Source organism: Candidatus Thermoplasmatota archaeon (assembly GCA_038884455.1).
GTDB lineage: Archaea > Thermoplasmatota > E2 > DHVEG-1 > DHVEG-1 > JAWABU01.
Genome location: JAWABU010000030.1, coordinates 1 through 22,644 on the forward strand (window position 1 = coordinate 1; position 22,644 = coordinate 22,644).

Annotated in this window: 30 protein-coding genes and 2 tRNA genes; 13 read left to right on the top strand and 19 right to left on the bottom strand. The window is 40.1% G+C overall.

The genetic code is table 11. The features are described from left to right. The 4 genes from QXL17_06115 to QXL17_06130 form a co-directional block, all read right to left on the bottom strand. Positions 1 to 303: transposase (locus QXL17_06115; GenBank protein MEM4258708.1), on the bottom strand; the 303-nt coding region annotated here is incomplete at its 3' end. Next, the gene (locus QXL17_06120; protein ID MEM4258709.1) at positions 294 to 1,307 is read right to left on the bottom strand and encodes a GLUG motif-containing protein; all 1,014 of its coding nucleotides are present in this window, start codon (positions 1,305 to 1,307) and stop codon (positions 294 to 296) included. The genes QXL17_06115 and QXL17_06120, both read right to left, overlap by 10 nt. Positions 1,308 to 1,954: 647 nt before the next feature. Continuing rightward, positions 1,955 to 2,095: transfer RNA gene (locus QXL17_06125), tRNA-Trp, on the bottom strand. A 223-nt stretch (positions 2,096 to 2,318) separates the two neighbouring features. Beyond that, positions 2,319 to 2,603: a hypothetical protein gene (locus tag QXL17_06130; protein ID MEM4258710.1), complete on the bottom strand. Its 285-nt coding sequence runs from the start codon at positions 2,601 to 2,603 to the stop codon at positions 2,319 to 2,321. A 122-nt stretch (positions 2,604 to 2,725) separates the two neighbouring features. Here QXL17_06130 and QXL17_06135 point away from each other — a divergent pair, with 122 nt between their 5' ends. Further along, the gene (locus tag QXL17_06135) at positions 2,726 to 3,031 is read left to right on the top strand and encodes a hypothetical protein (protein MEM4258711.1); all 306 of its coding nucleotides are present in this window, start codon (positions 2,726 to 2,728) and stop codon (positions 3,029 to 3,031) included. 1 nt (position 3,032) lies between these two features. Here QXL17_06135 and QXL17_06140 read toward each other — a convergent pair. After that, a tRNA-Lys gene (locus QXL17_06140) sits at positions 3,033 to 3,106 on the bottom strand. Between the two features lie 44 nt (positions 3,107 to 3,150). After that, complete coding sequence (locus tag QXL17_06145) at positions 3,151 to 3,819, bottom strand: RNA 2'-phosphotransferase (GenBank protein MEM4258712.1); 669 nt, start codon at positions 3,817 to 3,819, stop codon at positions 3,151 to 3,153. 78 nt (positions 3,820 to 3,897) lie between these two features. Between QXL17_06145 and rpiA the strand changes: the two genes are divergently transcribed. After that, a complete protein-coding gene (gene rpiA / locus QXL17_06150) occupies positions 3,898 to 4,605 on the top strand; it encodes a ribose-5-phosphate isomerase RpiA (protein ID MEM4258713.1) in 708 nt (235 codons plus the stop codon). A 38-nt stretch (positions 4,606 to 4,643) separates the two neighbouring features. Here rpiA and QXL17_06155 read toward each other — a convergent pair whose 3' ends face one another. The 3 genes from QXL17_06155 to QXL17_06165 all read right to left on the bottom strand — a co-directional run bounded on the left by QXL17_06155 (position 4,644) and on the right by QXL17_06165 (position 5,660). Then, complete coding sequence (locus QXL17_06155; protein ID MEM4258714.1) at positions 4,644 to 4,934, bottom strand: hypothetical protein; 291 nt, start codon at positions 4,932 to 4,934, stop codon at positions 4,644 to 4,646. 81 nt (positions 4,935 to 5,015) lie between these two features. Further along, positions 5,016 to 5,165, bottom strand: coding sequence for a hypothetical protein (locus QXL17_06160; GenBank protein MEM4258715.1), 150 nt, complete (start codon positions 5,163 to 5,165; stop codon positions 5,016 to 5,018). 213 nt (positions 5,166 to 5,378) lie between these two features. After that, a complete protein-coding gene (locus QXL17_06165) occupies positions 5,379 to 5,660 on the bottom strand; it encodes a hypothetical protein (GenBank protein ID MEM4258716.1) in 282 nt (93 codons plus the stop codon). Positions 5,661 to 5,764: 104 nt separating this feature from the next. Between QXL17_06165 and QXL17_06170 the strand changes: the two genes are divergently transcribed. The 3 genes from QXL17_06170 to QXL17_06180 are packed head-to-tail and all read left to right on the top strand — an operon-like array spanning position 5,765 to position 7,014. Next, the gene (locus QXL17_06170) at positions 5,765 to 6,487 is read left to right on the top strand and encodes a dolichol kinase (protein ID MEM4258717.1); all 723 of its coding nucleotides are present in this window, start codon (positions 5,765 to 5,767) and stop codon (positions 6,485 to 6,487) included. Then, positions 6,484 to 6,750 carry a hypothetical protein gene (locus QXL17_06175; protein MEM4258718.1) on the top strand — a complete coding sequence of 89 codons (267 nt, stop codon included), beginning with the start codon at positions 6,484 to 6,486 and terminating at the stop codon, positions 6,748 to 6,750. Before QXL17_06170 ends, QXL17_06175 begins: the two co-directional genes overlap by 4 nt. A 45-nt stretch (positions 6,751 to 6,795) precedes the next feature. After that, the gene (locus tag QXL17_06180; GenBank protein MEM4258719.1) at positions 6,796 to 7,014 is read left to right on the top strand and encodes a DUF357 domain-containing protein; all 219 of its coding nucleotides are present in this window, start codon (positions 6,796 to 6,798) and stop codon (positions 7,012 to 7,014) included. Positions 7,015 to 7,016: 2 nt separating this feature from the next. On the opposite strand, the gene QXL17_06185 is transcribed toward QXL17_06180, so the two are convergent. Then, entirely contained in the window at positions 7,017 to 7,802 is a 786-nt protein-coding gene (locus tag QXL17_06185) for an SAM-dependent chlorinase/fluorinase (GenBank protein ID MEM4258720.1), read from the bottom strand. 152 nt (positions 7,803 to 7,954) lie between these two features. Between QXL17_06185 and QXL17_06190 the strand changes: the two genes are divergently transcribed. Continuing rightward, positions 7,955 to 8,344 (top strand): hypothetical protein, encoded by a 390-nt coding sequence (locus tag QXL17_06190; GenBank protein ID MEM4258721.1) that lies wholly within the window; start codon positions 7,955 to 7,957, stop codon positions 8,342 to 8,344. Between the two features lie 74 nt (positions 8,345 to 8,418). Then, the gene (locus tag QXL17_06195; protein ID MEM4258722.1) at positions 8,419 to 9,954 is read left to right on the top strand and encodes a flippase; all 1,536 of its coding nucleotides are present in this window, start codon (positions 8,419 to 8,421) and stop codon (positions 9,952 to 9,954) included. Here the strand turns inward: QXL17_06195 and QXL17_06200 are convergent. The 7 genes from QXL17_06200 to QXL17_06230 form a co-directional block, all read right to left on the bottom strand. Continuing rightward, positions 9,951 to 10,751, bottom strand: coding sequence for a radical SAM/SPASM domain-containing protein (locus QXL17_06200; protein ID MEM4258723.1), 801 nt, complete (start codon positions 10,749 to 10,751; stop codon positions 9,951 to 9,953). The two genes, QXL17_06195 and QXL17_06200, sit on opposite strands and share 4 nt — an antisense overlap. Then, a complete protein-coding gene (locus QXL17_06205; protein ID MEM4258724.1) occupies positions 10,735 to 11,664 on the bottom strand; it encodes an aminotransferase class IV in 930 nt (309 codons plus the stop codon). The genes QXL17_06200 and QXL17_06205 overlap by 17 nt, the downstream gene beginning before the upstream one ends. Continuing rightward, positions 11,661 to 12,305: an acylneuraminate cytidylyltransferase family protein gene (locus tag QXL17_06210; protein MEM4258725.1), complete on the bottom strand. Its 645-nt coding sequence runs from the start codon at positions 12,303 to 12,305 to the stop codon at positions 11,661 to 11,663. The genes QXL17_06205 and QXL17_06210 overlap by 4 nt, the downstream gene beginning before the upstream one ends. Next, positions 12,298 to 13,179, bottom strand: a complete 882-nt coding sequence (locus QXL17_06215; protein MEM4258726.1) for an N-acetylneuraminate synthase family protein — start codon at positions 13,177 to 13,179, stop codon at positions 12,298 to 12,300. Before QXL17_06215 ends, QXL17_06210 begins: the two co-directional genes overlap by 8 nt. 159 nt (positions 13,180 to 13,338) lie before the next feature. Further along, positions 13,339 to 14,301, bottom strand: a complete 963-nt coding sequence (locus QXL17_06220; protein ID MEM4258727.1) for a GDP-L-fucose synthase — start codon at positions 14,299 to 14,301, stop codon at positions 13,339 to 13,341. Further along, positions 14,289 to 15,329: a GDP-mannose 4,6-dehydratase gene (gene gmd / locus QXL17_06225; GenBank protein ID MEM4258728.1), complete on the bottom strand. Its 1,041-nt coding sequence runs from the start codon at positions 15,327 to 15,329 to the stop codon at positions 14,289 to 14,291. The genes QXL17_06220 and gmd overlap by 13 nt, the downstream gene beginning before the upstream one ends. A gap of 29 nt (positions 15,330 to 15,358) precedes the next feature. After that, positions 15,359 to 16,537, bottom strand: a complete 1,179-nt coding sequence (locus tag QXL17_06230; protein MEM4258729.1) for a glycosyltransferase family 4 protein — start codon at positions 16,535 to 16,537, stop codon at positions 15,359 to 15,361. Positions 16,538 to 16,715: 178 nt separating this feature from the next. Between QXL17_06230 and QXL17_06235 the strand changes: the two genes are divergently transcribed. The 5 genes from QXL17_06235 to gmhB all read left to right on the top strand — a co-directional run bounded on the left by QXL17_06235 (position 16,716) and on the right by gmhB (position 20,704). Continuing rightward, positions 16,716 to 17,543, top strand: a complete 828-nt coding sequence (locus QXL17_06235) for a glycosyltransferase (protein ID MEM4258730.1) — start codon at positions 16,716 to 16,718, stop codon at positions 17,541 to 17,543. Positions 17,544 to 17,690: 147 nt separating this feature from the next. Then, positions 17,691 to 18,629, top strand: a complete 939-nt coding sequence (locus tag QXL17_06240) for a GDP-mannose 4,6-dehydratase (protein MEM4258731.1) — start codon at positions 17,691 to 17,693, stop codon at positions 18,627 to 18,629. After that, positions 18,626 to 19,594: a GHMP kinase gene (locus tag QXL17_06245; GenBank protein ID MEM4258732.1), complete on the top strand. Its 969-nt coding sequence runs from the start codon at positions 18,626 to 18,628 to the stop codon at positions 19,592 to 19,594. The genes QXL17_06240 and QXL17_06245 overlap by 4 nt, the downstream gene beginning before the upstream one ends. Positions 19,595 to 19,601: 7 nt before the next feature. After that, positions 19,602 to 20,153: an SIS domain-containing protein gene (locus tag QXL17_06250; protein MEM4258733.1), complete on the top strand. Its 552-nt coding sequence runs from the start codon at positions 19,602 to 19,604 to the stop codon at positions 20,151 to 20,153. Between the two features lie 2 nt (positions 20,154 to 20,155). Then, positions 20,156 to 20,704 carry a D-glycero-beta-D-manno-heptose 1,7-bisphosphate 7-phosphatase gene (gene gmhB / locus QXL17_06255; protein MEM4258734.1) on the top strand — a complete coding sequence of 183 codons (549 nt, stop codon included), beginning with the start codon at positions 20,156 to 20,158 and terminating at the stop codon, positions 20,702 to 20,704. A 12-nt stretch (positions 20,705 to 20,716) separates the two neighbouring features. Here gmhB and QXL17_06260 read toward each other — a convergent pair whose 3' ends face one another. Then, positions 20,717 to 21,007, bottom strand: coding sequence for a 2TM domain-containing protein (locus QXL17_06260; protein ID MEM4258735.1), 291 nt, complete (start codon positions 21,005 to 21,007; stop codon positions 20,717 to 20,719). A 190-nt stretch (positions 21,008 to 21,197) separates the two neighbouring features. Here QXL17_06260 and QXL17_06265 point away from each other — a divergent pair, with 190 nt between their 5' ends. Further along, positions 21,198 to 22,007, top strand: coding sequence for a 2-oxo acid dehydrogenase subunit E2 (locus tag QXL17_06265; GenBank protein ID MEM4258736.1), 810 nt, complete (start codon positions 21,198 to 21,200; stop codon positions 22,005 to 22,007). 9 nt (positions 22,008 to 22,016) lie between these two features. Here QXL17_06265 and QXL17_06270 read toward each other — a convergent pair whose 3' ends face one another. Next, positions 22,017 to 22,589, bottom strand: coding sequence for a hypothetical protein (locus QXL17_06270; GenBank protein MEM4258737.1), 573 nt, complete (start codon positions 22,587 to 22,589; stop codon positions 22,017 to 22,019). Positions 22,590 to 22,644: the final 55 nt, after the last annotated feature.

Genomic DNA, 22,644 nt, shown 5'->3' on the forward strand with positions numbered 1-22,644 from the left:
AAATCTGGAGAAGAACCGTTCTACTGCGGTTCCTTTCTTGTAGGTTTTTTTAAATTCTGGTGGATATTGTGGTTTGATTTTCGTTCGTGCAGCCTTAATGATGGGTGTAACTTTGTCTTTGAGCAGGATCTGCCTAATGGAAGATGAATCGAAGGCTTTATCTCCGAGAAAATATTGTGTTGGATGTTCAGTTTTGTATGATTTCACCTTGGTATAGACTGGTTTAAACTGGGTTGAATCATGGGTGTTGGCATCTGTAAAGGTGATGGCAATGGGTAGTTCAGCGTTGACATTTACAGCCACATGTATTTTGTACCCTTTGACGCTTTCTTTGAACCATCTTCAGTACCTATCTTGATACCGGTGCAATTTTTAATATATGGATAACCATCATTGATAGAACTCGAAATACCCCAGACATTAGTAAAATTCCATCCTGCATCCGTAAATGTTGATTTTGTCTTCATCTCAGATGTCGTTTTACCTACCGCGTTACCTGCTGTTGAGGTCTGACTAGAAGAATCCATATCCCAAAAATCACCACTCATCACACAATCCTCACTCACCCAACCAGCAAAGCCTTTATCTACTGGATGCGGAGGAGAATGCCATCGCACACTCCCTGTAGAATAAGAATTAAATATCCTAGAACAGAAACAAAACCCGACAAAACCACCTAAAGATGTCTCATAACCAGAAATCCTAGTTATGTTACCCCTTGAGTAAGAGTTAGAAACAGTACTATTATACAACAAACCAACAAAACCACCCACCCGCTTATCTCCAGAAACACTACCAGTAGCATAACAACCAGAAACATTAACATTCCATATATAGCCAAAAAGACCACCAACAGCATCATCACCAGAAACACTACAACTAGCATAACAACCAGAAACAGAACCATAGTACATCTCACCAACAAGACCACCCACGCACCAATCCCCAGAAACATTGACATTAACCAGACCGATATCTTTAACCACACGTGCACGCAAACATCCGAATAAACCAACCAAATTACTTGAAGGACGATTTATAAACAAATTAGAGATAACATGACCCTGACCATCAAAAACACCTGAAAAAAGATTATCATAACTATCATTTATTATCGGCCTCCAACCATCACCAGTAGTAAAAAACACCTTCTTACTCGGGTCAAGATAACAACTATCATCATTAAAATCAAGATCAGAAACAAGAACAAAATAACCACTAAGATGATATCTAATATTATCAAGATGCTCAATCTTAGATATCACATACGGATCATCCTCTGTACCAGAACCACCACCAAAAAACAAATCACTAGGCGCTTGCACAGAAGAAACAAAACAGCAAACATCAAAAACACGGACACATAACAAAAACATAACCAAAAAGAACCAAAAACACAAATCTCTTCATTTTTATCCACACCCCCTATCCATATCTAATAAAAAAAACCTAATCAAAAAAACCTAATCATTACCACACAGGAACACTACAAACCCCATACATACAACCACAATACCTACCAATATATCCACACATGACACAACCTTTATCCTCGTTATCTCATCCATAATTAACCTTTTTCACCTCTAACAAGACGATATTGGTGAGAGGTTAAATAATCTTATGATTCAAAAGAACGAGACTGTCAACTTAACACACCTCCAAGAGAATAGTATACAACCCGGTCAAAGCCAAAGACCACTGATCGATACTCTGTTGTAAAGAGCTATAATAGGGAAAAAGCGTTTCTGGAAACGTTTAACTTGTACCTTGTATGTGGTATGCTATACTATTACTCAATTAAAAAATGAATTTCCTTAAGTTGATACGTTTGCTATTTATTGACGAAAGGATCTTTAAATTTTCATACAAAAGTGAAAGAGGATAGCACGCTAAACCAAGATAATCAGGTTTTACCCTTGTTTCGACTGGAAACTCCAGATAGAACAGGGTATGGGAGCACTGGGATTTGAACCCAGATCGGCGGGTCTCTTCTTGGGTCATCGCTCCAGTTAATCATCATATCTCAGATGACCCTCTTCTAATCATTCCCGTAACTGGAGCCCGCAATGATGCCGGGTTACACCATGCTCCCATAGAAGAAAAAAAGAGATATTATTGTCGTCGTGCTCGTTTTTCCCGTCGCATCCGTTTCTTCCGCCATTTCCAGCGCATTTTCCGTCGTTTTTTCCAGTCTCGCGAACTCCTTTTCATTGTGGTTGCCTCAATGTGTATCTTTTTATTCTAACTTTTCCCCTTAAAGAAATAGCCATATTTAATAGTTTAGGGTAAAGAGTACCTGTCGGTATCATGGTGAGTCACTGGGGATCAACCCAAACGTATTTACAACGCGTACAGTACCATGCTGTTGAAATCCATTCTTGTTTTCCATGGACTGGGTTTTTATGTCGAAAGATTCTGGTAAGTTTTAGGTCGCATTTTGGACAAGTACCATGATATTTTTCTTGGTATGGCTCGCCACCAATTGGATACATAAGTGTGTCTGATGCTACCGTATAGATATATCGACAGTTGGTACATTGCCATGCTGTCGGAATCCATTTTCGTTTTCCATCAACTGTTTTGTTTTGATACAGTCGCACTGCTTTTTGGGAACATTTCGGGCATTTCTTTTTAATATAATCACCATCGCATCAATTTTTTTTATTAAAATATCTGTGCATGACATCACGTATGAGGTTTTAAAGTATATGATACGGCAGAGATGAAACATCGGAATTTTTATGAACAAACAGTTGGATATCTTTTTGTGGAGTTAAAGAAGATACTGGTACGGCTGATCATCCTGTTGTGTATCTGGGGGGTTATTGCGATGGTTGCCTGGTCGTTTCCGGTGGTGCAGGAACCTGACAATCTTCCGTTAGAGTCGTGGAGTTATTACCATGGTCGATCTGATGTTGAACAGTTCCTACTAAAAAATCGAGATATGCTGTTAGTGGTGTTATTTGTTGGTGCGATGATTTCTGAAATTGTAGTATTTTTTCGTGAGTTTTTTATCATGAAGAGATGAGCGGGCCTGGAGGGATTTGAACCCTCGACCTTTCGGTTAAGAGCCGATTGCTCCACCTAGCTGAGCTACAGGCCCATAAGAAAAAAACATAAGAGAATGAAGGGAAAACTTACGGGTTCTTAAGTGTTTTCCTGAAGGAGTTTCTTGATTTCAGCGTCATCTACTTTGGATAAATACTTGGCATCGATCCGTTCGGTGACGTAAACATCATGACCTGCACGATATATCTTTACACCGTCGTCTCGTGCCTGTTTTCCATCAATGCGAAGGAGGAGTGGTTGGTCGGTTCGAACTTTTCCTGCTTCAAGTGCTTTTTTGATGCTGCCGCTCAGATGGACTTGTTTTCGATCAATGGGATTAAGTCCTTTTTCAAGGATTACATCGATTTCTTCTTCAGTTGCAGGGTAGTAATAGGTATCTAACTCTGCTTGGGGTAGATCATCTAGGAAGACGCCGACGGTATGACCGTAGGTTGCTCGGATCATACCGCCGTCAACCTGATATCTACCTTTTGGATCGGTGAGTGCTATTGCTTCAATATGTTGGGTTCGAAGCCAATGAAAACCTGATCGGTTTCCTCCGATAGCTTCGACGAATTTTGAGATGTCAACCCAACCTCGACCGTCAATCATTAATCCAAGTTTCTCTGGGAAATGACGGAGTACTCCTGCCATAATCCGACCAAGGGTGTTCAATTCTTTGTCACTCATGAGAAATTTTCCTTTTTTTGTGCACATGGGACAAACTTCACCACGATAATATCCGTGTTGATCACATTCTCCAAGCATAGCAATCAGAACCGGGTAAATACTAAGAAGAGTATAAGTTTTTGTATCCCTTAGTTATTACCTTTGGCTGGTGACTTAATCGTGGAGCAAGAAGAGTTAAAAAGACGTGCAGCAGAGAAAGCAGTTGAATATGTCGAAGATGGCATGGTTCTTGGCCTTGGAACTGGATCAACGGTTGAATACATGGTGAAGAAACTTGCTGAGAAGATTCGAGAGGGGTTGACGATTCAAGCGGTTCCTACATCTGTGAAGACAAAGAAGCTTGCTGCTGAGTATAAAATACCGTTGGTTGATTTTGATGAGTGTACAATGCTTGATCTGACGATTGATGGAGCTGATGAAGTCGACTCAAACCTCAACCTGATTAAAGGAGGAGGAGGTGCATTAACTCGGGAGAAAATCGTTGCATTTCATTCAAAGAAAGTGATCATTATTGTTGATGAAACGAAAATCGTAAAAGGGCTTGGGTGTGATACGCCGGTGCCGGTTGAAGTGGTGAAATTTGGATGGAAAGCTACTCAAAAAACTTTGGAGGAGTTGAGTGGATGTACTGCTGAGCTTCGGCGGATTGTTGATGAGCCGTTTATCACTGATAATTCAAATTACATTATTGATTGTGATTTTGGGAAAATTGATGACCCTGACGTGTTGGAAAAAGAGTTAAACAATATCCCTGGTGTTGTGGAAAATGGTTTGTTCATTGGTCTTGCTGATGAAGTTATTGTCGGGAGTAAACAAGGCATTATGAGTCTTGAAAAACAAGAACAACAGATGCCGCAACAGTAGATAAAAGAAACAGGAGAAAACCTACAAAAAAATCAGTTTTATTTGAAGAACTCTAGGTAAGTTTTCACATGACTTGTTTCTAGATACGTTGCCGTGAGTTTGTCAGCGATTTCTTTATCGAGACCTTGATTGATGAGTTCTTGATGAAATAGTGTACCACCTCGTTTTGCCATTCGTTTTATACGAAATACTGTTCCAGGCAGACGAAACAGCACGGCAGGTAGAAGGGTATAAGAAGTTTTAAAACAGGTATCACCGCAGTAGACGGTGAGTGTACCATGGTTTGTTTCGACATAGGAAACGCTATTCTTTTTCGTGATGATGGTCACCAACATTCATTCCTTTGATCATGTGACTAAGGTTTAAGGTTGACATATACTGCCGGGTCAGTTCATAGGCTTGCTGATCAGTCATACCTGCTGCTTTTGACTCTTAAAAAATATTGCTGCTGATTGAGCGTATTTCTTAGCACTTTCAGGCCCATATAAAAGAGAGCTGATTTCTTTGAGTAGCCCTGGTATTTTTTCTGGATCTGGGATGTGTTCTTCATGAGTATTCATAATTTTTTCCTCCAACGACATTTTTTCTTTATCCGCATATACTGTGTTCACATTATATAGGAATACCGAGCAGTTGTAACCACTTTTTGACCACTTCAGCAGAAAAACGATAGACTACCCGTGCGTCGTTCTGGCGTTGTTCTAAAATTTTTTTTCAACGAGATGCTGTACTTTTACCCGGATGATTCTTCGAGATGCTGATCCTCGTTGAGCTCATACAAGATCAGTAATCTGAAAGAGATTTTGATCAGTATGATCCATGATCACACGAACAATATCTCGAGAAATCGGATCTTGTACCGCAGGTAATACCATCTCAGGTGTTAAACCACCGTGTTCGAATGCTAATTGAACGAGTGTCAGATATCGTTTTGTAATTTGCTGAGCATTTTGAAGAGGAGCAAAAGCCTGAGATATCAGACGTTCTAACTCATTGATACGTTGGTGGAGTTGTTTGATTTCTTCGACAATATCTTTCGTCACAAAAGGAAACATGGAGAACCGCCTACAAAGCATTTGTGTTGACCGACAATGTTACCTCTGATAGAAACACCGTAACCATAAAAAACAACCTTTGATATGTAAGAAGTATTTCGAGTATGCAGAAAACAATGCTCCTTCAGAAAACAGAAAAACTATCAGAACAGATTCATCAAAAAATAAACGAAATACAGTTTGATGCCCATTGGTTTCGACGGATCTTTCACACCTCAGCAGCATCTGTGTTGGTCTATTACGTTCTCCCAGAAGCTTTGTGGATACAGCTGTTGAAAATCATTATTCCGGTTTGGATTGTTGTTGGAGTGACAATCATTGAATATCTTCGGTTACGATCGATTATCAACAACGATGAATTTTTTGGCCTGCGCCCATATGAATACCGACGGCCAGCAAGTTATTGGTATTTCAGTGTTGCACTCGTAATTTTATTACTAGGATTTCCTCAGCAGATTGCCATCCCGTGCATTCTCTGCGCCAGCTTTACCGATCCAATTATGGGGGAAATACGGATTCGTTTTGGAGTACAACATTCGATTGGCATAGGTTTTTTTCTTTCATTCATCTTCTATAGCATCATATGGTATACAGCACAACCATTTGGCATCGGTATCTTGACTACGTCTCTTGGAGCAGGTGTTACCGTACTGAGTGAATCATTAAAAAATCCTTACCTTGATGATGATTTCCTCATGCAGATACTTCCCGCTATCTGTATCGGCATTCTCTATCTGAGTTGTTGGTCTGTCGGGATGAACATTCTGCCGAAGCAAAGTTTAATTCCTCTCTCAAGCTCAACATTACAGCAGCTGGTGATCCTATGAGCATAGAAAAAGAGCGACACAAAACAAGTACTATTACCATAACGCGATTGGAATTATGGCTTACACCGCTTCTAGTTATTATACCCTGTCTTGTCAGCTTTCTTATGATCTATGAATGGTATATCCATGGATTACTCCACAATGATATCAGATATACTCCTGAAGGAATGGTCGGAGCTATTATTCTTATTGGAAATATCATTTTTGCAGTTCCTTTTGTAAAAACAATCCTTATCAAAACAAACAAGAGAAACGAGAAATGATGGGGTACCTCCAAGAAAAAAGTAAGGTGAACGTTTATGAAAAACATGAGTCAAATAACTCGGATTCAAAAAGATATCCATATGTTTGAAGAAAATAAAAAACATATCCCAACTTCTTTGACTGCATCGCAGAAAAAAATCATTGAACTCGCTGAGCAATACTACCAAGATGCTCAGTACTATGCTCAGAAAAACGATAAATTCACTGCATTTGGATGTATTAACTATGCTCACGGACTCCTCGACGCTATCCTCAAATATTGACGTCAAAGATAGATCTGCACAGGATCATGAACCTGGAGATTGAACCGTTCGGCAGCAGAACTCTGTTTTAGGGAAAATTCAAGATACCCGGAGCTCCCAACAATGCCAAGTAATGTATTATTCTGGCCAAAACCATATGATTCACAGAAAAAAACATCGATTTTTTGACCGTGCAGATCAACCTGTTTTGTTGATCCGATGCTGATATGTTGACGAATGAGTTTTTCAGAGATATTTGTAATAACATTGCCAAAACGATCTATATGCAGTACTTTTCCAATGAGAGTTGTATCGTTGATACAAGCATCATCAAATGTCATATCGACAAAACGAGAAATCCTTGGACCAATTGCATCAAAAGGTATGCCGTTGAGAATATGAGCGGCAACCGGTGCAAAGATATCTCGTCCATGAAACGTTGAAGAAACAGGATGCTGAAATAACCGATGATTTTGTATCTCATACACAAGAAAATCCCCTAGATGCCGAGCTGCAGGGATGAGTACTCCGTTATCAGGACCGATGAGAATATGATGTTTTGTGGTAATTACTAATCCCTTCCGAGAGGTGCCAACACCTGGATCTACCACAGCAACAACCACAGTTCCAACTGGTAGAAATGGACATGTTGCTCGAAGGATAAAAGCAGCCTCAACGATATTCTGCGGTTCGACGTCATGGCTGATATCAATGATATTTGCATCGCAGAATCGTAATGCTCCTGCTTTCATCTGAGCAACATAGCCATCTTTTAATCCAAAATCACTCAGAAAAGCAAGATGCTTCATGGTACTACCGCTCCTCTGAAAAAGGAAATAACTGCAGGGTTATTAAAATCTTATACATAGCGTAATTTTTCCTGTACAGATAGCATATGGGGGGTTGAACCAAAACTATATATGGGAGTACCAGGTATAATATTATGGAATGGAGAAAGAGGATGAGCCAAAATAATAATTTTAATCTTTTGAAAGAACAATGGAAAAAATCAACTGGCGATATGACTTGTCCGCAGTGCAAAAGTCCATTGACAATAATTCAGCTTGAACAATTGTATGATCCCTATGCTGATTATCCAACGTATAAAACTATTATTGAATGTTCGAAATGTTCTTTTAAGATTAATACGCAATCATCGACAATTCTTGGCAGTGTTAAAAACTTCACTGATCGAACTGTTGAAATTGGAAGTTGGTCAATATCCGGAAGTAGAATCTCATCAACGTTTGATCATACGTTACATCCTGATGTTCTTCACAAGTTGAAAAAATCTGGAGAACTGGTTGAGTTTCTTATTGTCAACAATCAGGTTGTACAAATTATAGGTTGACGTAATTCGAAATCATGCAGTTGTTCAGGTGACTTAATATAGAGATTTTGAGTTAACTAACTTCTGAAAGACCTATGATTGCACGAAAATCAACCCTTATCATGTTTTCTGATTTGACTGATGCGTTACTTGCATATGTCGCTATTTTCTTCATCGCTCGATATATGCATCCGTCAGATTATGGAATCATTGGTTTTGCGATGGGATACATCGGGTTGTTTACTATCGTCAACAGCCTTGGATTCGATGAGGCACATATCAAAAGAGTATCTGAAGGGAAACAAAACTTAGGTACATGCATTGGAACGTTCCTGGTCACAAAACTTGGTTTAGTCAGTCTTATGGCAGTGCTTACTGTTGGTTCGATTTTCTTTTGGAAATTTATTGCAGGACGAGGGTTTGAAACCCCTGAGCATGAATTTGCGGTGTACATTATTTTACTGTATTTTATTTTCGAGCGGGTTGCAACAATCTTTCAGACAACGTATACCGGTGAGACAAAGATTGCAAAAACCTATATCCCGAAACTGCTGTCAACGATACTTCGAACAGTTGGAATTATCTTCGTTGCTCTGGAAGCACAAACCTTTGGTTTTGGGGCGATCGAACTCGCATGGACGTATGTTTTTGGACATCTATTTCTTCTCATCAGCAGCATCATCTTGTTTCGGAACTATCCTATTAAAAAACCGACCCTTGCGTGTTTTAAAAGTTATTCACAGTTTGCCTTTCCATTAATTATCGTGAGTGCTGCTGCAGCAATTATGAATAATGTTGATAAAGTACTTATTCAGTTGTTTTGGTCTGCAGAAGACGTCGGCTATTACTATGCCTGCTCTCGGATTAGTGGATTTATCGTTGTTGCTGCTGCTGGTTTGGGAACGATTTTGTTTCCGACAATTGCATATCATCATGAAAAAAATGATGCTGAGGGAATACGGCAGATTATGCATCAAGCAGAACGATACATCAGCATGTTTACCTTTCCGTTGGTTGTTGGTTTAGTCGTACTTGCTGAACCTGCAATTCATATACTCCTGAGCGATAAGTATTACCCGGCAATACCTGTGTTTCGCATCTTGCCTTTTTTTTCGTTTTTTTATGCGTTGACGATCCCGTATAACTCACAGCTTCTTGGTATGAATAAACCACATCTTGTCCGCAACCGAATCATCGTGATGTTTATCATTAATCTTGTGTTGAATATTATCTTAATTCCGAAAGATATTCAGTCGCTTGGGATAACCTGCGCAGGGTTAGGAATGGTTGGTGCAGCGCTGTCACTCATGATTTCATATTTCATCGGGTTAATCTATTACATTATCAGCGCGTATAAATTAATTGGATTGAAATTTAATCTGCGAATTGTTCTTCACGGTGGCGCTGCAGGTATCATGGGTGCAGTTTTATGGTTGATTACCGCAAGTAATATGATCATTATTGACAAATGGTATGAACTACTCGCAGTTGGACTCCTTGGTAGTGGTGTCTACCTGGGGATATTGGCAATACTCAAAGAATTTACGAAAAAAGATCTCATCTTTATCCTTGATACATTAAACATTAAAAAAATGCTTTCATATATCAAAAAAGAAATCCGCCGTGATTAGTAACCGGTGGGAACACCCCAGAATTCACAGTAGCTGCAGAGTGGTATTTTATCTCGTCGACCTTCAATGTGATAGGAGAGCCATTCTTTTCGTTTTGGGCTGTTCCAAATATCAAGCAGCGGCGTGGTGTTTGCATCGCCGATTACCCCAAGGCGTTTCGGGTCGAAGCGAACGCAGATTGAAACTTTTCCAAATCGATCAATCGCCATATGACTGAGCATGTCAAGACAGATACCGATCTCAGGGACTGTTGGATTTTTTTGATATTTGAAACTCCCGAGAGGATTATGGAGAATACGGGTTGCAAGAATGCCTGGAAGCTGCTTCCATCTGGTAAGATCAACATTTCCGAGGCATCGATAAATCATATTTGGTTTTTGACTTCCTTTCAGTTTTAAAAATTCTTGCACAATCCGATATTGTTCATCTGCCTCAGGATCGTTTTCAATAACTGATATCGTCAAGGTGTCGAGATTACCGATAATTTCATCTGCTTTGTCAAGCAGTAGTTTTGCATTGGTATCGACACATTTGATCTGCTGTTGAAACAATGAAACAGCCTCGCCAAATCGAGGATAGAGGAGTGCTTCACCATTGTTATGAAACTGAACGACGATTCCTGGGGGGAGCTGTCGTGCTATTTTTTGAACAAGGGAAAATTCCATATCACCGTAATTCATTGCAATTTCAGGGTAGTCACGGTCGATTTTTCGCCGTCCACACATCCAACAGTTTTTGTTGCATCGACTCGTTAATTCTACATTAACGACAGTTAAACCATTAAAGCATTTTGGCATACCAGTTCTTCCATTGTTGTTCAATATCAAGTCCAACCTCTTTACTAAACGCAGTGAACAACGTTCGAATGACCGTTGTATCACCAGTCAACCGGTGTTTTTTATTCCGGAAGATAACTTCATAGCAGGGCTCAATACCAAGAAACGTACTCGTGAAGATAATCGCATCTGCATCCAGGATATCATACACCTCCCAGTCATCTTTGATGATGGGGATATCGTTTTTCTTTGCCAGTGATTCGACAAACTCCATGGTACATCCGCGGAGGATATTATGATCCTTCGGTAACAGCAACATGCCGTCTTTGATTAATCCAACATTAGACCCGCTGCTCTCGGTCATATACCCATGTTCATCAAGCAGGATTGGTTGTACTCCTTTGCCGTACCGTGCTGCTTCAGCATCAGCTAAACCGTAGTGGAGTCGACTGCAGCTTTTAATTTTTGGATCAAAACATCTGACTGGGAGGTGAACTTGAGAGGAGATCAATGCGGTGAATCCTTTTTCAAGGTACGGAGTGATAAATTTTGCGTACCGTGATGTGGTCGTTGTATTGATTGTGATAATTGGTCCGACGTCGCCCATATCTGCGTATATCTTGAAATATCCAGGGCTGATAAATACCATGAACCGATATTCTTCATCTTTTGGGAAGAATGGTTTATTATGATCGATAACCTCATGGATTTTTTCAATCATCTCTTGTTTTGTCATAGAAAATTCAATTTCAGCAAGTTTCGCACTTCGATACAGTCGATCTAAATGCTGATGAAGGAGATGCGGTACATGATTATAGGTTCGGAATGCATCAAAAACTGCCCAGCCGAAAAAGAAATGGGCATCCCACAGTTTAGTTCCAATTTGAGAATTTGGTATCCATTTGCCATTTTGCCATGATTCTATTTCCTTCATACATTCATCCCCACATGTTTCATCAATGCTTCAACCATGATGAGTTCTACTTCAGTATCAATCTCATAATTGTAGATTTCTGGTATAATATATCTGAGTGGTTTATCCCCCCATGATTTCCCCGATAAAATAACTTTTTTATGGTGAATTTCAACGCATCCATCACCTTGAAACCATCCTTTCAGCTGTTGTGATGGTGTATCTGGATGGGTAAACCATTCGTATTCCTTGTTCATAAAACCGGTCATGAGTGAATCACCTTTTTCTTGTTCATAGTAGTCGATTGCTTTGTCGATAATATTGTTGATTCGTATCGGTGACGTCGGTCGAAGAATCACGAGATTTTCTGCAGGTATGGTCTCAAGAGCATGCCTATAGACTGGGGTAAGAGGAACAAGACTTTCTGCGAGTTCTTTTGGACGTTCGAGAACTGGTGCATTATATTCACGCGCAACACGAGCAATTTCTGGATCATCAGTTGATACAACAAAATAATCAAGACGTTTTGACTCCTGTGCTGCTTTGATCGACCAGTAGATCAATGGTTTTCCCAACACTAAGCGTATGTTTTTTCGATGAACCCGTATGCTTCCTCCGCGTGCAGGGATCAAACCAAGATACTTGTAGGCATGTTTAGGCATTCTTGACCCAATATTGAAGTTTTGCGATATTCTTTTTCTCATCAGGATCAAGATGATCCTTATCTGCTTTCCCCATGATATGCCGAACAAGTCGTGTATCTCGCACGAGCAGTTCAAGACCATGCCGTTCTAGTGATGCAGCTTGATCTGAACCAAACATACTTCGGTCAAGGGTAATATGTCGTTCCACTGCAACAGCACCAAGGCTGACTGCAAGGACTGAAGGGAGAATTCCAGTTTCGTGACCACTGTATCCAACACCTTCAAAATATTCATTGTTCTTATAGTGATCATAAAGCAGGGTGATATTTCTGAGATTCAGTTTTTCATCAGGACAAGGGTAGAGATTGACGCAATGCATGACAACATACGGTGTTTTTTTCTTTTCAAAAAGAGCTATGACAGGATCGATCTCACGGAACGTATGACCACCCGTTGAAATAAAGGTGAGTTTGCCTTGTTTTGCAATTTCTTCAACTAAGGGTTTATAAGAAAGCATCGGTGATGCAAGTTTGTTATATTTTAAATCAAATTCATTGAGAAATAATTGACTGTCAAGATCCCATGCTGAGGAAAACCATTCGATATTTTTTTCTTTACAATACGCATCAATGGTGTAGTAATCCTCATGTTGCAACTCAATTTTCCGTTTATAATCAATGTAGTCGAGAACACCCCAAGGAGTATCTTTTTTGATATGCCACATTTCTTTTGGGATGACTTTTTCGAGAGTTCTTGTTTGAAATTTTACGGCATCGCATCCAAGTGATGCAGCCATATCAATGAGTTTTTTTGCTATGTCAACTGAACCGTTGTGATTGATCCCAATTTCTGCAGTGATAAATGGATTTTCTGTGTTTAAATCTCGAAACATTTTTTATCCTCCGATTTTTTATACAACTCAAGGTTATAGACCTTCATATGATAGACTACTTATCATTTTTTCGGTAGTACTTGCTCCTGTGTAGAGATCCGCACTGAGAAAATTAAAAACAATGAAAACAGGTACACGATACCGTCATGGGAAACAAAATCATGGGGTTTTAGATTTGAGATAGGTCTCACGATACCATCGGATGGTTTTTTTGAGTCCTTCTTTGAATGATGTTGGTGCGGTGAATCCAAACTCTTGTGCTGCTTTGGATACATCTAGTTTCCGTCTGAGTTGACCTTCAGGTTGACTAGTGTTGAAAACAATCTGACCTTGATAATTGATCATCTCAGCAATCATCTCTGCAAGCTGTTGGATGGTAATTTCATCCCCGGTTCCAAGGTTTACTGGTTCTGGTTTGTTGTATCGTTTTGTCGCAAGGACAATTGCTTCTGCACAGTCTTCAACATAGATAAATTCTCTGCTTGCCTTTCCACTCCCCCAAACCTCAACGGTTGGTTTCTTGTTGTGGTAAGCATCATAGAATTTGATGATCAATGCTGGGATGACATGGGAGTTTTCAAGGCTGAAATCATCGCGAGGACCATATAAGTTGATGGGAAGAAGATGAATGGCGTTAAAGCCGAATTCTTTATGATACGCGATGCTGTGTGCAAGTAAGGATCGTTTTGACAATCCGTAGGCATCGTTTGAAGGTACAGGGTATCCATTCCAGAGATACGACTCCTTGAAGGGTATTGGAGTAACTTCAGGATATTCGCAGACGCTCCCGATGCCGACAAATTTTTTGACCTTGTTGAGATATGAATAATGTAGGATCAAGGTATTCATCATGATGTTGTTATAGTACTGTTGACCTGGATGGGTGCTGCTGTATTTGATACCGCCGACATCGGCAGCAATATGGACAACGATATCAATATCAGAATATCTTTTGAACAGTTTCTGCACATCATGTTCTTTTCGGAGATCATATTCTTTTTGTGAAAACGTGATAATGTTGTTTGCACCATGAGCACGAAATTTTTCGACCGTGTGACTTCCGAGAAAACCATGCGCTCCGGTGATCAGGATCGTTTGTTGTGAAAGGTTTATTTCTTCCATTGCTCAACCCGTTCTAAATCAGCCTGTACCATGATTTTTATCAGTTCTTTAAATGTAGTTTTTGGTTGCCATCCAAATGCTTTTTTCGCTTTACGGTAATCCCCACGGAGTCGTTCAACATCAGTTGGTCTGAAATACATCGGATCGATTTCGACGAGTGTTTTTCCTGTTTTACTGTTGACTGCTTTTTCATGGATTCCTTTCCCAGTCCATTCAAGATCAATGCCGATTTCATGGAATGCATGATTGCAAAATTCTTTGACTGAATGATCAGTATTTGTTGCAATGACATAGTCGTCTGGTTTTTTCTGCTGGAGCATTTTCCACATTGCTTCAACGTATTCTGGTGCATATCCCCAATCTCGGCGTGCATTGACGTTGCCAAGGAAGAGTTTATCTTGCTTTTTATAATAGATGTTCGCAACAGCAATAGTGATTTTTCGCGTGACAAATGTTTCACCACGCCGTGGCGACTCATGGTTAAAAAGAATGCCATTGCAGGCATACATGTCATATGCCTCACGGTAGTTTTTTGTTACATGGTAGGAAAAAACTTTTGCTGCGGCATACGGGCTTTGCGGGTTGAACCGAGTGTTCTCATTTTGCGGGATCTCATCGGTGTTTCCATACATTTCACTGCTCGATGCTTGGTAAAATTTACATTGCACTTCTCGCTCTTTGATTGCATCAAGCAGCCGGAGGGTACCAATTGCATCTACTTCTGCTGAGTATTCAGGTACATCAAACGAGACTTTGACATGGCTTTGTGCAGCCAGATTATAGATTTCATCAGGATCAATTTCTTCAACAATCCGGTTCAGATTACTCGAATCAGTCATATCACCATAATGCAGGATAAAGCGAACATCTTCCTCATGGAGATCCTGGTAAATATGATCGATACGTTGGGTGTTCAGGATGCTTGATCGGCGTTTAATCCCGTGGACCTCATATCCTTTTTTGAGGAGAAATTCAGCAAGGTATGATCCATCTTGACCGGTGACCCCGGAGATTAATGCTTTTTTCATACAGTTCCTCATCTCACAATATTCAAAGATTACCAGGATACCTCTTTATTATTTAAAAGATTGTCTTCAAAGTATCTTTGTAAGCATGAAAGGGAGAATTTCTGAGCGTTGAGTACAGCGTTTGATTTTAAATCAGAAAGCATGTGTGGTGTTTTAAGGAGGTCAGTGATTTTCTGTTTGAGATCTTCAGCAGTTTGATAGGTGATGGTTGAGGTGGACAGTTCAGGAATGAGGTTAAACGCCTGCGGGAGTATAATCGGTTTTGCATACTGAATTGCTTCGTAGGGTGCTCCTGATGCTTTGGTTTGACCAAAGGTTTCTCGAATTGTTCCAAGACCATGGGTTTCGAGTTGTATTGGTGCGATGATAACATCAGCAGTTTGATACGTTTCGATGTAGGTTTTCTCAGGGACAAACTCGGTGAACCAGGTGATATCATAGTGGTGCTGGTGTAATGCTGTACATCGTTTGATGATGCTTTTGCCGTATCGTCCAACCGGTCGTCCAAGGATGATGAGGGAAATATTTTTTGGATATTGAGGGAATAATTCTTCAAATGCATCGAGAACAACAGAGTGATCTCGGCGTGCTCGGATGATTTCACCAGGAACAAGAAAGGTAACCTTGGAAGTATCTTTGTGATGTTGTAGAGGTTGTTCAGGAGGATCGTAAAAATTAAATGGAATGGTAAAAACCGGTTTTGTATAGGTTGTGTGTTGAGTGATGTAATCTTTAATCAGCGGATAAACGACATTGATTGCTGCATATTTGTCCAAAATCATCTTTTTTATAAGGATGGTACTGAGGATGGTGTCGAGGGTTCTGATCGGTTTTCTTAGATCAATGGTTATGGTTGGTTTCAGCCAGGTGTTTGCATCATGGATCGTAAGAATCATAGGGCAGCGAGTCTGAAACGTGAGAAAGTGCGGGAGATCCTTGAGTGTTTCTTGAATGGTGTTGACGAAGAGAAGATCGATATGCTCGTTGCAGTAGGTCTGAACTCGTTTGAGGAAGTGATTGATGCTTTCGTGGTCTTCTTTCAAAATTATAGTATAATCTTCTTTATGAGAAAGATGCGGTTCAATTAAGGAAAAAATTTTTTTGGTTGTAAAAATCGTCACGGTCGTCTTGTTGGTTTTACATACCCTCGCCAGGGTATACAAATATATTGCATGGTAATGGTATTCAAGAATTCCGATGTTCTTCATAGTCTGCATCATGAGTCGTATGCCTGCTGGTGGTAATAGCAGTGCGGCATATATGAAGATTTACTTCTTTTAGTTTTGAACCACAGGAAACTATGGGGATACCATGGTGAAGTTAGAGAACAGTAGTGATGAAGAGGAATCGTTATAATCTGGTTGTGTATTTTCGACGTTTGGTCGTATGAAGACAAGTGTCATCGTTATTACCCGAAACGCAGAATATTATATCAGAGATTTACTCGATAGTCTTATCGGCCAGATCAAACCACCTCATGAGATCATTGTAACCGATGCGAACAGCAAGGATAACACCCAAAAAATAGTACAAGAGTACGCGAAGAACTATGCATTTATCAAATTGTTTGTCAAAGCAGGGACTCGAGCAGAAGGGAGAAATTTTGGGGTATCAAAAGCAACCGGCGATATTGTTGCGTTCATTGATGCTGATGCTATTGCCAATGCATACTGGATTCAGGAAATCGAGGAAACCATGAAGACTGCTGATGTGGTCGCTGGGAAGGAAGTTCGGTTTGGTTTTCAAGGGTTTAGTTCGCTTCCACGAGTTGGGATGATCCACCGAGGTGTAGATATCACGTATCCGAGTGTTAACCTTGCGTACAAGAAAAACGTGTTTGATGAGATTCATGGTTTTGATCCGTGGTTTAAAGAAGCAGAAGAGATTGATTTAAACTACCGCGCAGTTGAAGCAGGGTATACTCTTGTATATAATGAGAAAGTCATTGTATATCATCGTGCTCGAGAAACGTTTCTTGGGTTTATCAAACAGTCGTTTTGGTATGGTTTCGGGAGAAAAGAGTTGACGTTGAAACATGGTGATCTGTGGTCAGCATATGATCCGATCAAAATGGTTCAGGTGAAAAAGGATGAATCTCTCTGGAAACTCGTCCGTCTTGGTATTGCATTTTTTGGGTATATGTTTTGCCGTTTTATCGGGAAAAAAACCGAAACAAAAGAGCGGCTTCGTGCCTCTCAGGCAAGCGAACGATAACGACAGCGGGATGTCGAAATATTTAAGTGAACCTGCTGTATCTACCTCTGCGGGGTCATCGGCTAACTTCAGCATCTTTTTATGTCATGATTATATTGCTATGAAGATGCTTTATCCAAAAAAATTGATGAAAGGTGATATATCGCTATGAAGTACCTTGTTACCGGCGGTGCAGGTTTCATCGGCAGTAATCTTGTCGATACACTCATGCTTGAACATCCTGAAAAAATCGTCGTGATCGATAATCTTCGAACCGGAAAAAAAGACTTTATTAAAGATCATGTTATGAAAAAGAATTTCACATTTCTGAAGAAGGATATTAAACGTGTTCAATCATTCCCTCACGAGACGTTTGACTGGGTGTTTCATCTCGCTGCAAATGCTGATATCCGCGGAGGAATCCATAATACCACAGTAGATCTTGAAGAAAACGTGATTGGCACACATTGTGTACTCGAATTTATGAGAAAACATGACTGTAAAAAATTGGTTTTCGCGTCAAGCTCTGCGTTGTATGGTGAAACCACAGTACTTCCAACACCAGAAAATGTTCCCGATATTAAGCCGATTTCTTTTTACGGTGCAAGTAAAATTGCTGCTGAGCATTTTATCTCCTCGTACTGCAGCACGTATGGGATGCAATCATGGATGTTTCGATTTGCTAATGTCGTCGGAAAACGATGTACCCACGGAGTAATCCCTGATTTTGTCGCAAAACTGAAGAAAAATCCTCGAGAACTTGAAATTCTTGGAGATGGAAATCAGACGAAATCATATTTTGATGTAAGTGATTGTGTTGCAGGTTTGATCAATATCCCCCGAGTTGATACATGGGTGGTCGCTGAGGCATATAATCTTGCAAACACTGAGACGATCAAGGTGAAAGATTTGGCACCAATTGTGGTTGATGAGATGGGGTTAAAAAACGTGAAATATCGATTTACTGGTGGTGATCGCGGTTGGATTGGTGATGTTCCTGTGACTATTCTTTCATTTGAAAAAGCAAAGAGGGCAGGATGGCAGACAACAATTAGTTTAGAGCAAACAGTAAGACGAACAGTTCGGTATTTGTTGGATGGCATATGATTATCTCAAAAACACCGTTTCGGATTAGCTTTGCAGGTGGTCTTTCAGATTTGAAAGAGTATTATCAGCATGGTTTCGGTGCAGTCGTAAGTTCAACAATTAATAAGTATATCTATGTGACGGTGAACCGAAAATTTGATGATAAAATCCGAGTGAGTTATTCGAAGACTGAGATTGTCGATACGGTTGATCAGATTCAACATCCGATTGTCCGTGAAGCATTAAAGCTAACACAGCTTGATGGCGGCATCGAGATTACAACGATTGCAGATATTCCATCAGGAACTGGTCTTGGTTCATCCAGTAGTTTTGCTGTTGGTCTGCTCAATGCCTTGTACACCTATAAACATGAGCACAAAGGTGCTGAGGTGCTTGCCCGTGAGGCTGCTCATATTGAGATTGATCTGCTCCATGAACCAATTGGAAAGCAGGATCAATATGCCGCGGCATACGGTGGTTTGAACCATATCCGTTTTAACGCTGATGACACGGTTTTTGTGAATCCGATTGTGTTGAAAAAAACAGTTAAAGCAGAGCTTGATAAGAATCTGTTGTTGTTTTATACTGGTGTACATCGGCAGGCACGGACGATTTTATCTGAGAGTAAAAACAACATGCCGTATCTTTCATCAGAGGTTGATATGATACGTGACCTCGCTGAGGAGATGGCAGCATCACTGAGACAAAATGATCTCTCCCGGTTCGGTGAGATTTTACATCAGGCATGGGAAGTAAAGAAAAAAACCGGGAAGGTGACGAACCCTGAAATTGATCATTTGTATGAGAAAGCTCGATCTGCAGGTGCACTTGGCGGCAAAATTCTTGGTGCAGGCGGCGGTGGTTTCCTCCTGATGTATTGTGAACAGGAGAGACAGGAAAACGTTCGTCGTGCTCTTGCACCATTGCGAGAAGAAGAATTCCATCTCGAACCGCAAGGTAGTAGAATTATTTATGTGGAGGGATAAGAAAAATATGGTTGATACGAAAAGTATTGAAAAGTATCTAGATGAATCAATCACATGTATTGAGCAGTTGAAACAAAAAACCAGTCAAATCCAACGAGTTATTGAAAAACTTGAATGGGCTCGTGAACATGGCAAGAAAGTATTTCTCATGGGAAATGGTGGGAGTGGTTCCCTTGCCTCTCATTTGATCTGTGATTTTAATAAATTCAGACGAGTCAAGGCAATCGCACTGACTGATAGTTTATCGTTGATCACCGCGTGGAGTAACGATGATGAGTATAAGGTGATTTTCAAAGAGCAGCTTCGGACGCTTGCTGACAAGGGCGATATTGTGATTGGTATCAGTGGAAGTGGAAATTCTCCAAATGTTATTGAGGGAATTGAGTTTGCAAAAAAAATTGGATGTTATACAATTGGTTTTGCAGGTTTTGACGGTGGAAAACTCAAAAAGGTTGCTGATGAATGTATCGTCGTTGAAAATCATAACATGCAGCACAGTGAGGATATGCATACCCTGCTCGGTCATATGATTGCATTTCTGATGTCTGAAGCGAAATGAGTATGGATAAAGTTGTTTTTCTTGATCGTGATGGAACGATCAGCAGGGACAGTGTTGATCATATTAAGTCATGGGAGGAGTTTGTTTTCCTTCCGAATGCAAGAGAGGGGATCGCATTACTTACCAAGCATGGATTTCATATTATCATTATTACAAATCAGTCAGTGATCGCTCGTAAGATGATGACACGCGCAGAGTTGAATCGATTGCATAAAAACATGGTCCATGAGATTAAAAAAGTTGGCGGACGTATCGATAAAATCTATTTCTGTCCACACCATCCTGATGATGGATGTAGCTGCCGGAAGCCACAGCCAGGATTGATTCAGCAGGCGATCAGGGAAAACAAGATTGATCCGAAAAAAGCCTACATGGTTGGTGATCGAATCATGGATATTCAGGTTGGAAAGGCAGTTGGATGTGCTACGATTTTGATTGCCAATGACCGAGGAATAGCTGAACTCAAGGAAAACAGGGTGCAACCTGAGTACATCGCGCAGGATCTCATGGACGCTGCGCAGTGGATCATCAAAGATTTTTCATCAAAATAAAAAAAGATACTGTTATTTCTCCCGAGTTTTTTTCATGCTTTCGTATTCTTTTTTTACCATGGTGTCAAAGTATTTTCCTGATCCTAGGAAAACGCTGATGAAGTGAGCTGCAACGCCAATGCCCCATCCAAATACCGGGCCGAACATGATCGGCATAAGATTAACGTCAGCTGAGATGAGCGACCGGTAGAAGATAAATAAGGATAGGTTGACGAGCACATAGCAGGCAAAGTGGATATAGAACCCAATTTTATCTTTTGCTCGTTTTTCAGCTTTCATCATGAGTTCTTGTTCGAATTCCATAGTTGTTTCCTCCATATTAACAACAGTAAAACAACGTAAGATCTATTAAAAATTTTGTTATATACGATATTGTCAAACACATTTATTTTAGTGTTTTTGTTGAAAGACAGTATAACAAGCACTGAAAAAAACAGTGTGATACGAATTCTTAAATAAGTCTGATGAATTGTTGCTCATTGGGGTAACTCCTATGGATCATATTGGTACGTATGAGGTGAAACCGTTTTCGAAAGAACGGAAAAATATCGCTTTGGTAACCAGCGAAGGAAAAAGAAAACGTTCGTTTCACACGCTGCTTGAATTTGATGTAACTGATGCTCAAATGAAAATCCATGAGCTACGAAATCAAGGAGTTGACATTTCTTTTACCGGTTGGATTATTTTTTGTCTAAGTCGTGCAATCCATGAGCACCGAGAGTTAAACTGTTATCGACACGGATGGAATAAGATGCTAATTTTTGATGATGTTGATGTTGAAATGCCAATTGAACAGAAGGTTGATTCTGAGTATCGACCTCGTGCAGTCTTGATTCGAAATGCACAAACAAAAACAGTAGAAGAAATAACCCTGGAGATTCGATCTGCACAACAGGAGGTTATCAACGTTTCTGATCAGGTGCTCGGAAGAAAACTTTCTTTGGAAGAGAAACTGGTTGTGAATGCACCAACATTTTTACAAAAAATTGTATTGTGGGTTCTCCGACGAAATGCATTTTTGAAAAAGAAATATATGGGTACCATCGCGGTGACGTCGATTGGTATGAAAGGTGCATTTCCTGGGTGGTTAATAGCTTCCGGTGGACCACTTTCGTTGGTTGTCGCAGTTGGCGGTATTGTGAAAAAACCAGGAGTTGTCAATGATGTGATTATGGTTCGAGAATATCTGTATGTGAGTATCACGTTTGATCATGACATTGTTGATGGCGGGCCGATGGTTCGGTTTGCCGAACAGTTCAAAGCGTTACTGGAAAGTGGTTTTGGATTAGAAGCAAAAAAATGAACATTGTTTTTATGATCTTTTTAGATTGTCAACAGCAAGAAGCATCGTATCGATGAGCGCATCATACTCTTCTTCCGTTTTCAGATATTTTGGAAGATTGATGATCAGCTGATTATATTCAAGGGTTACAGTTGGATGATGTTTTCGGAGGGTGAGAAGTTTTTTCTGCAATGACAATGAAAGAAAGGTTGTAGGAAATAGGTCATTGTTACTTTTGATCATGAATTTGTCATCAAACTCTGAGTTTCCGATGTGTATGTCTTGTCCGCCAAATGCTTTTCCGATATCTGATGCAATGGTTTCATTGTAGATTTTAATTTTGTTTCCTTGGGGGTTTGGAACGGTTGCTTGGACTTTTGTGAATCGTGGTTTGTGCTTACTTCCAGGATAGGTTGAAACAATAATCGGGCAGTCCTTATAGGTGAAGGTAAGGAGTGGTGATCCAAAGTTTTGTGATACGGTACCGTTTCGTTTTAATGCTTGGTTTTCATAAATAGTTCTAATTTTTCTGTGGTTTTTGAAAGCAAAAAAAAAAATGATAAAATAGTGATTGCAAATATTAGACCTCTTGCGAAATAGCAATTTTTAACCCCTAGCATATATCTTCTACATCGGATGGGATGTAGAGATGCTGACC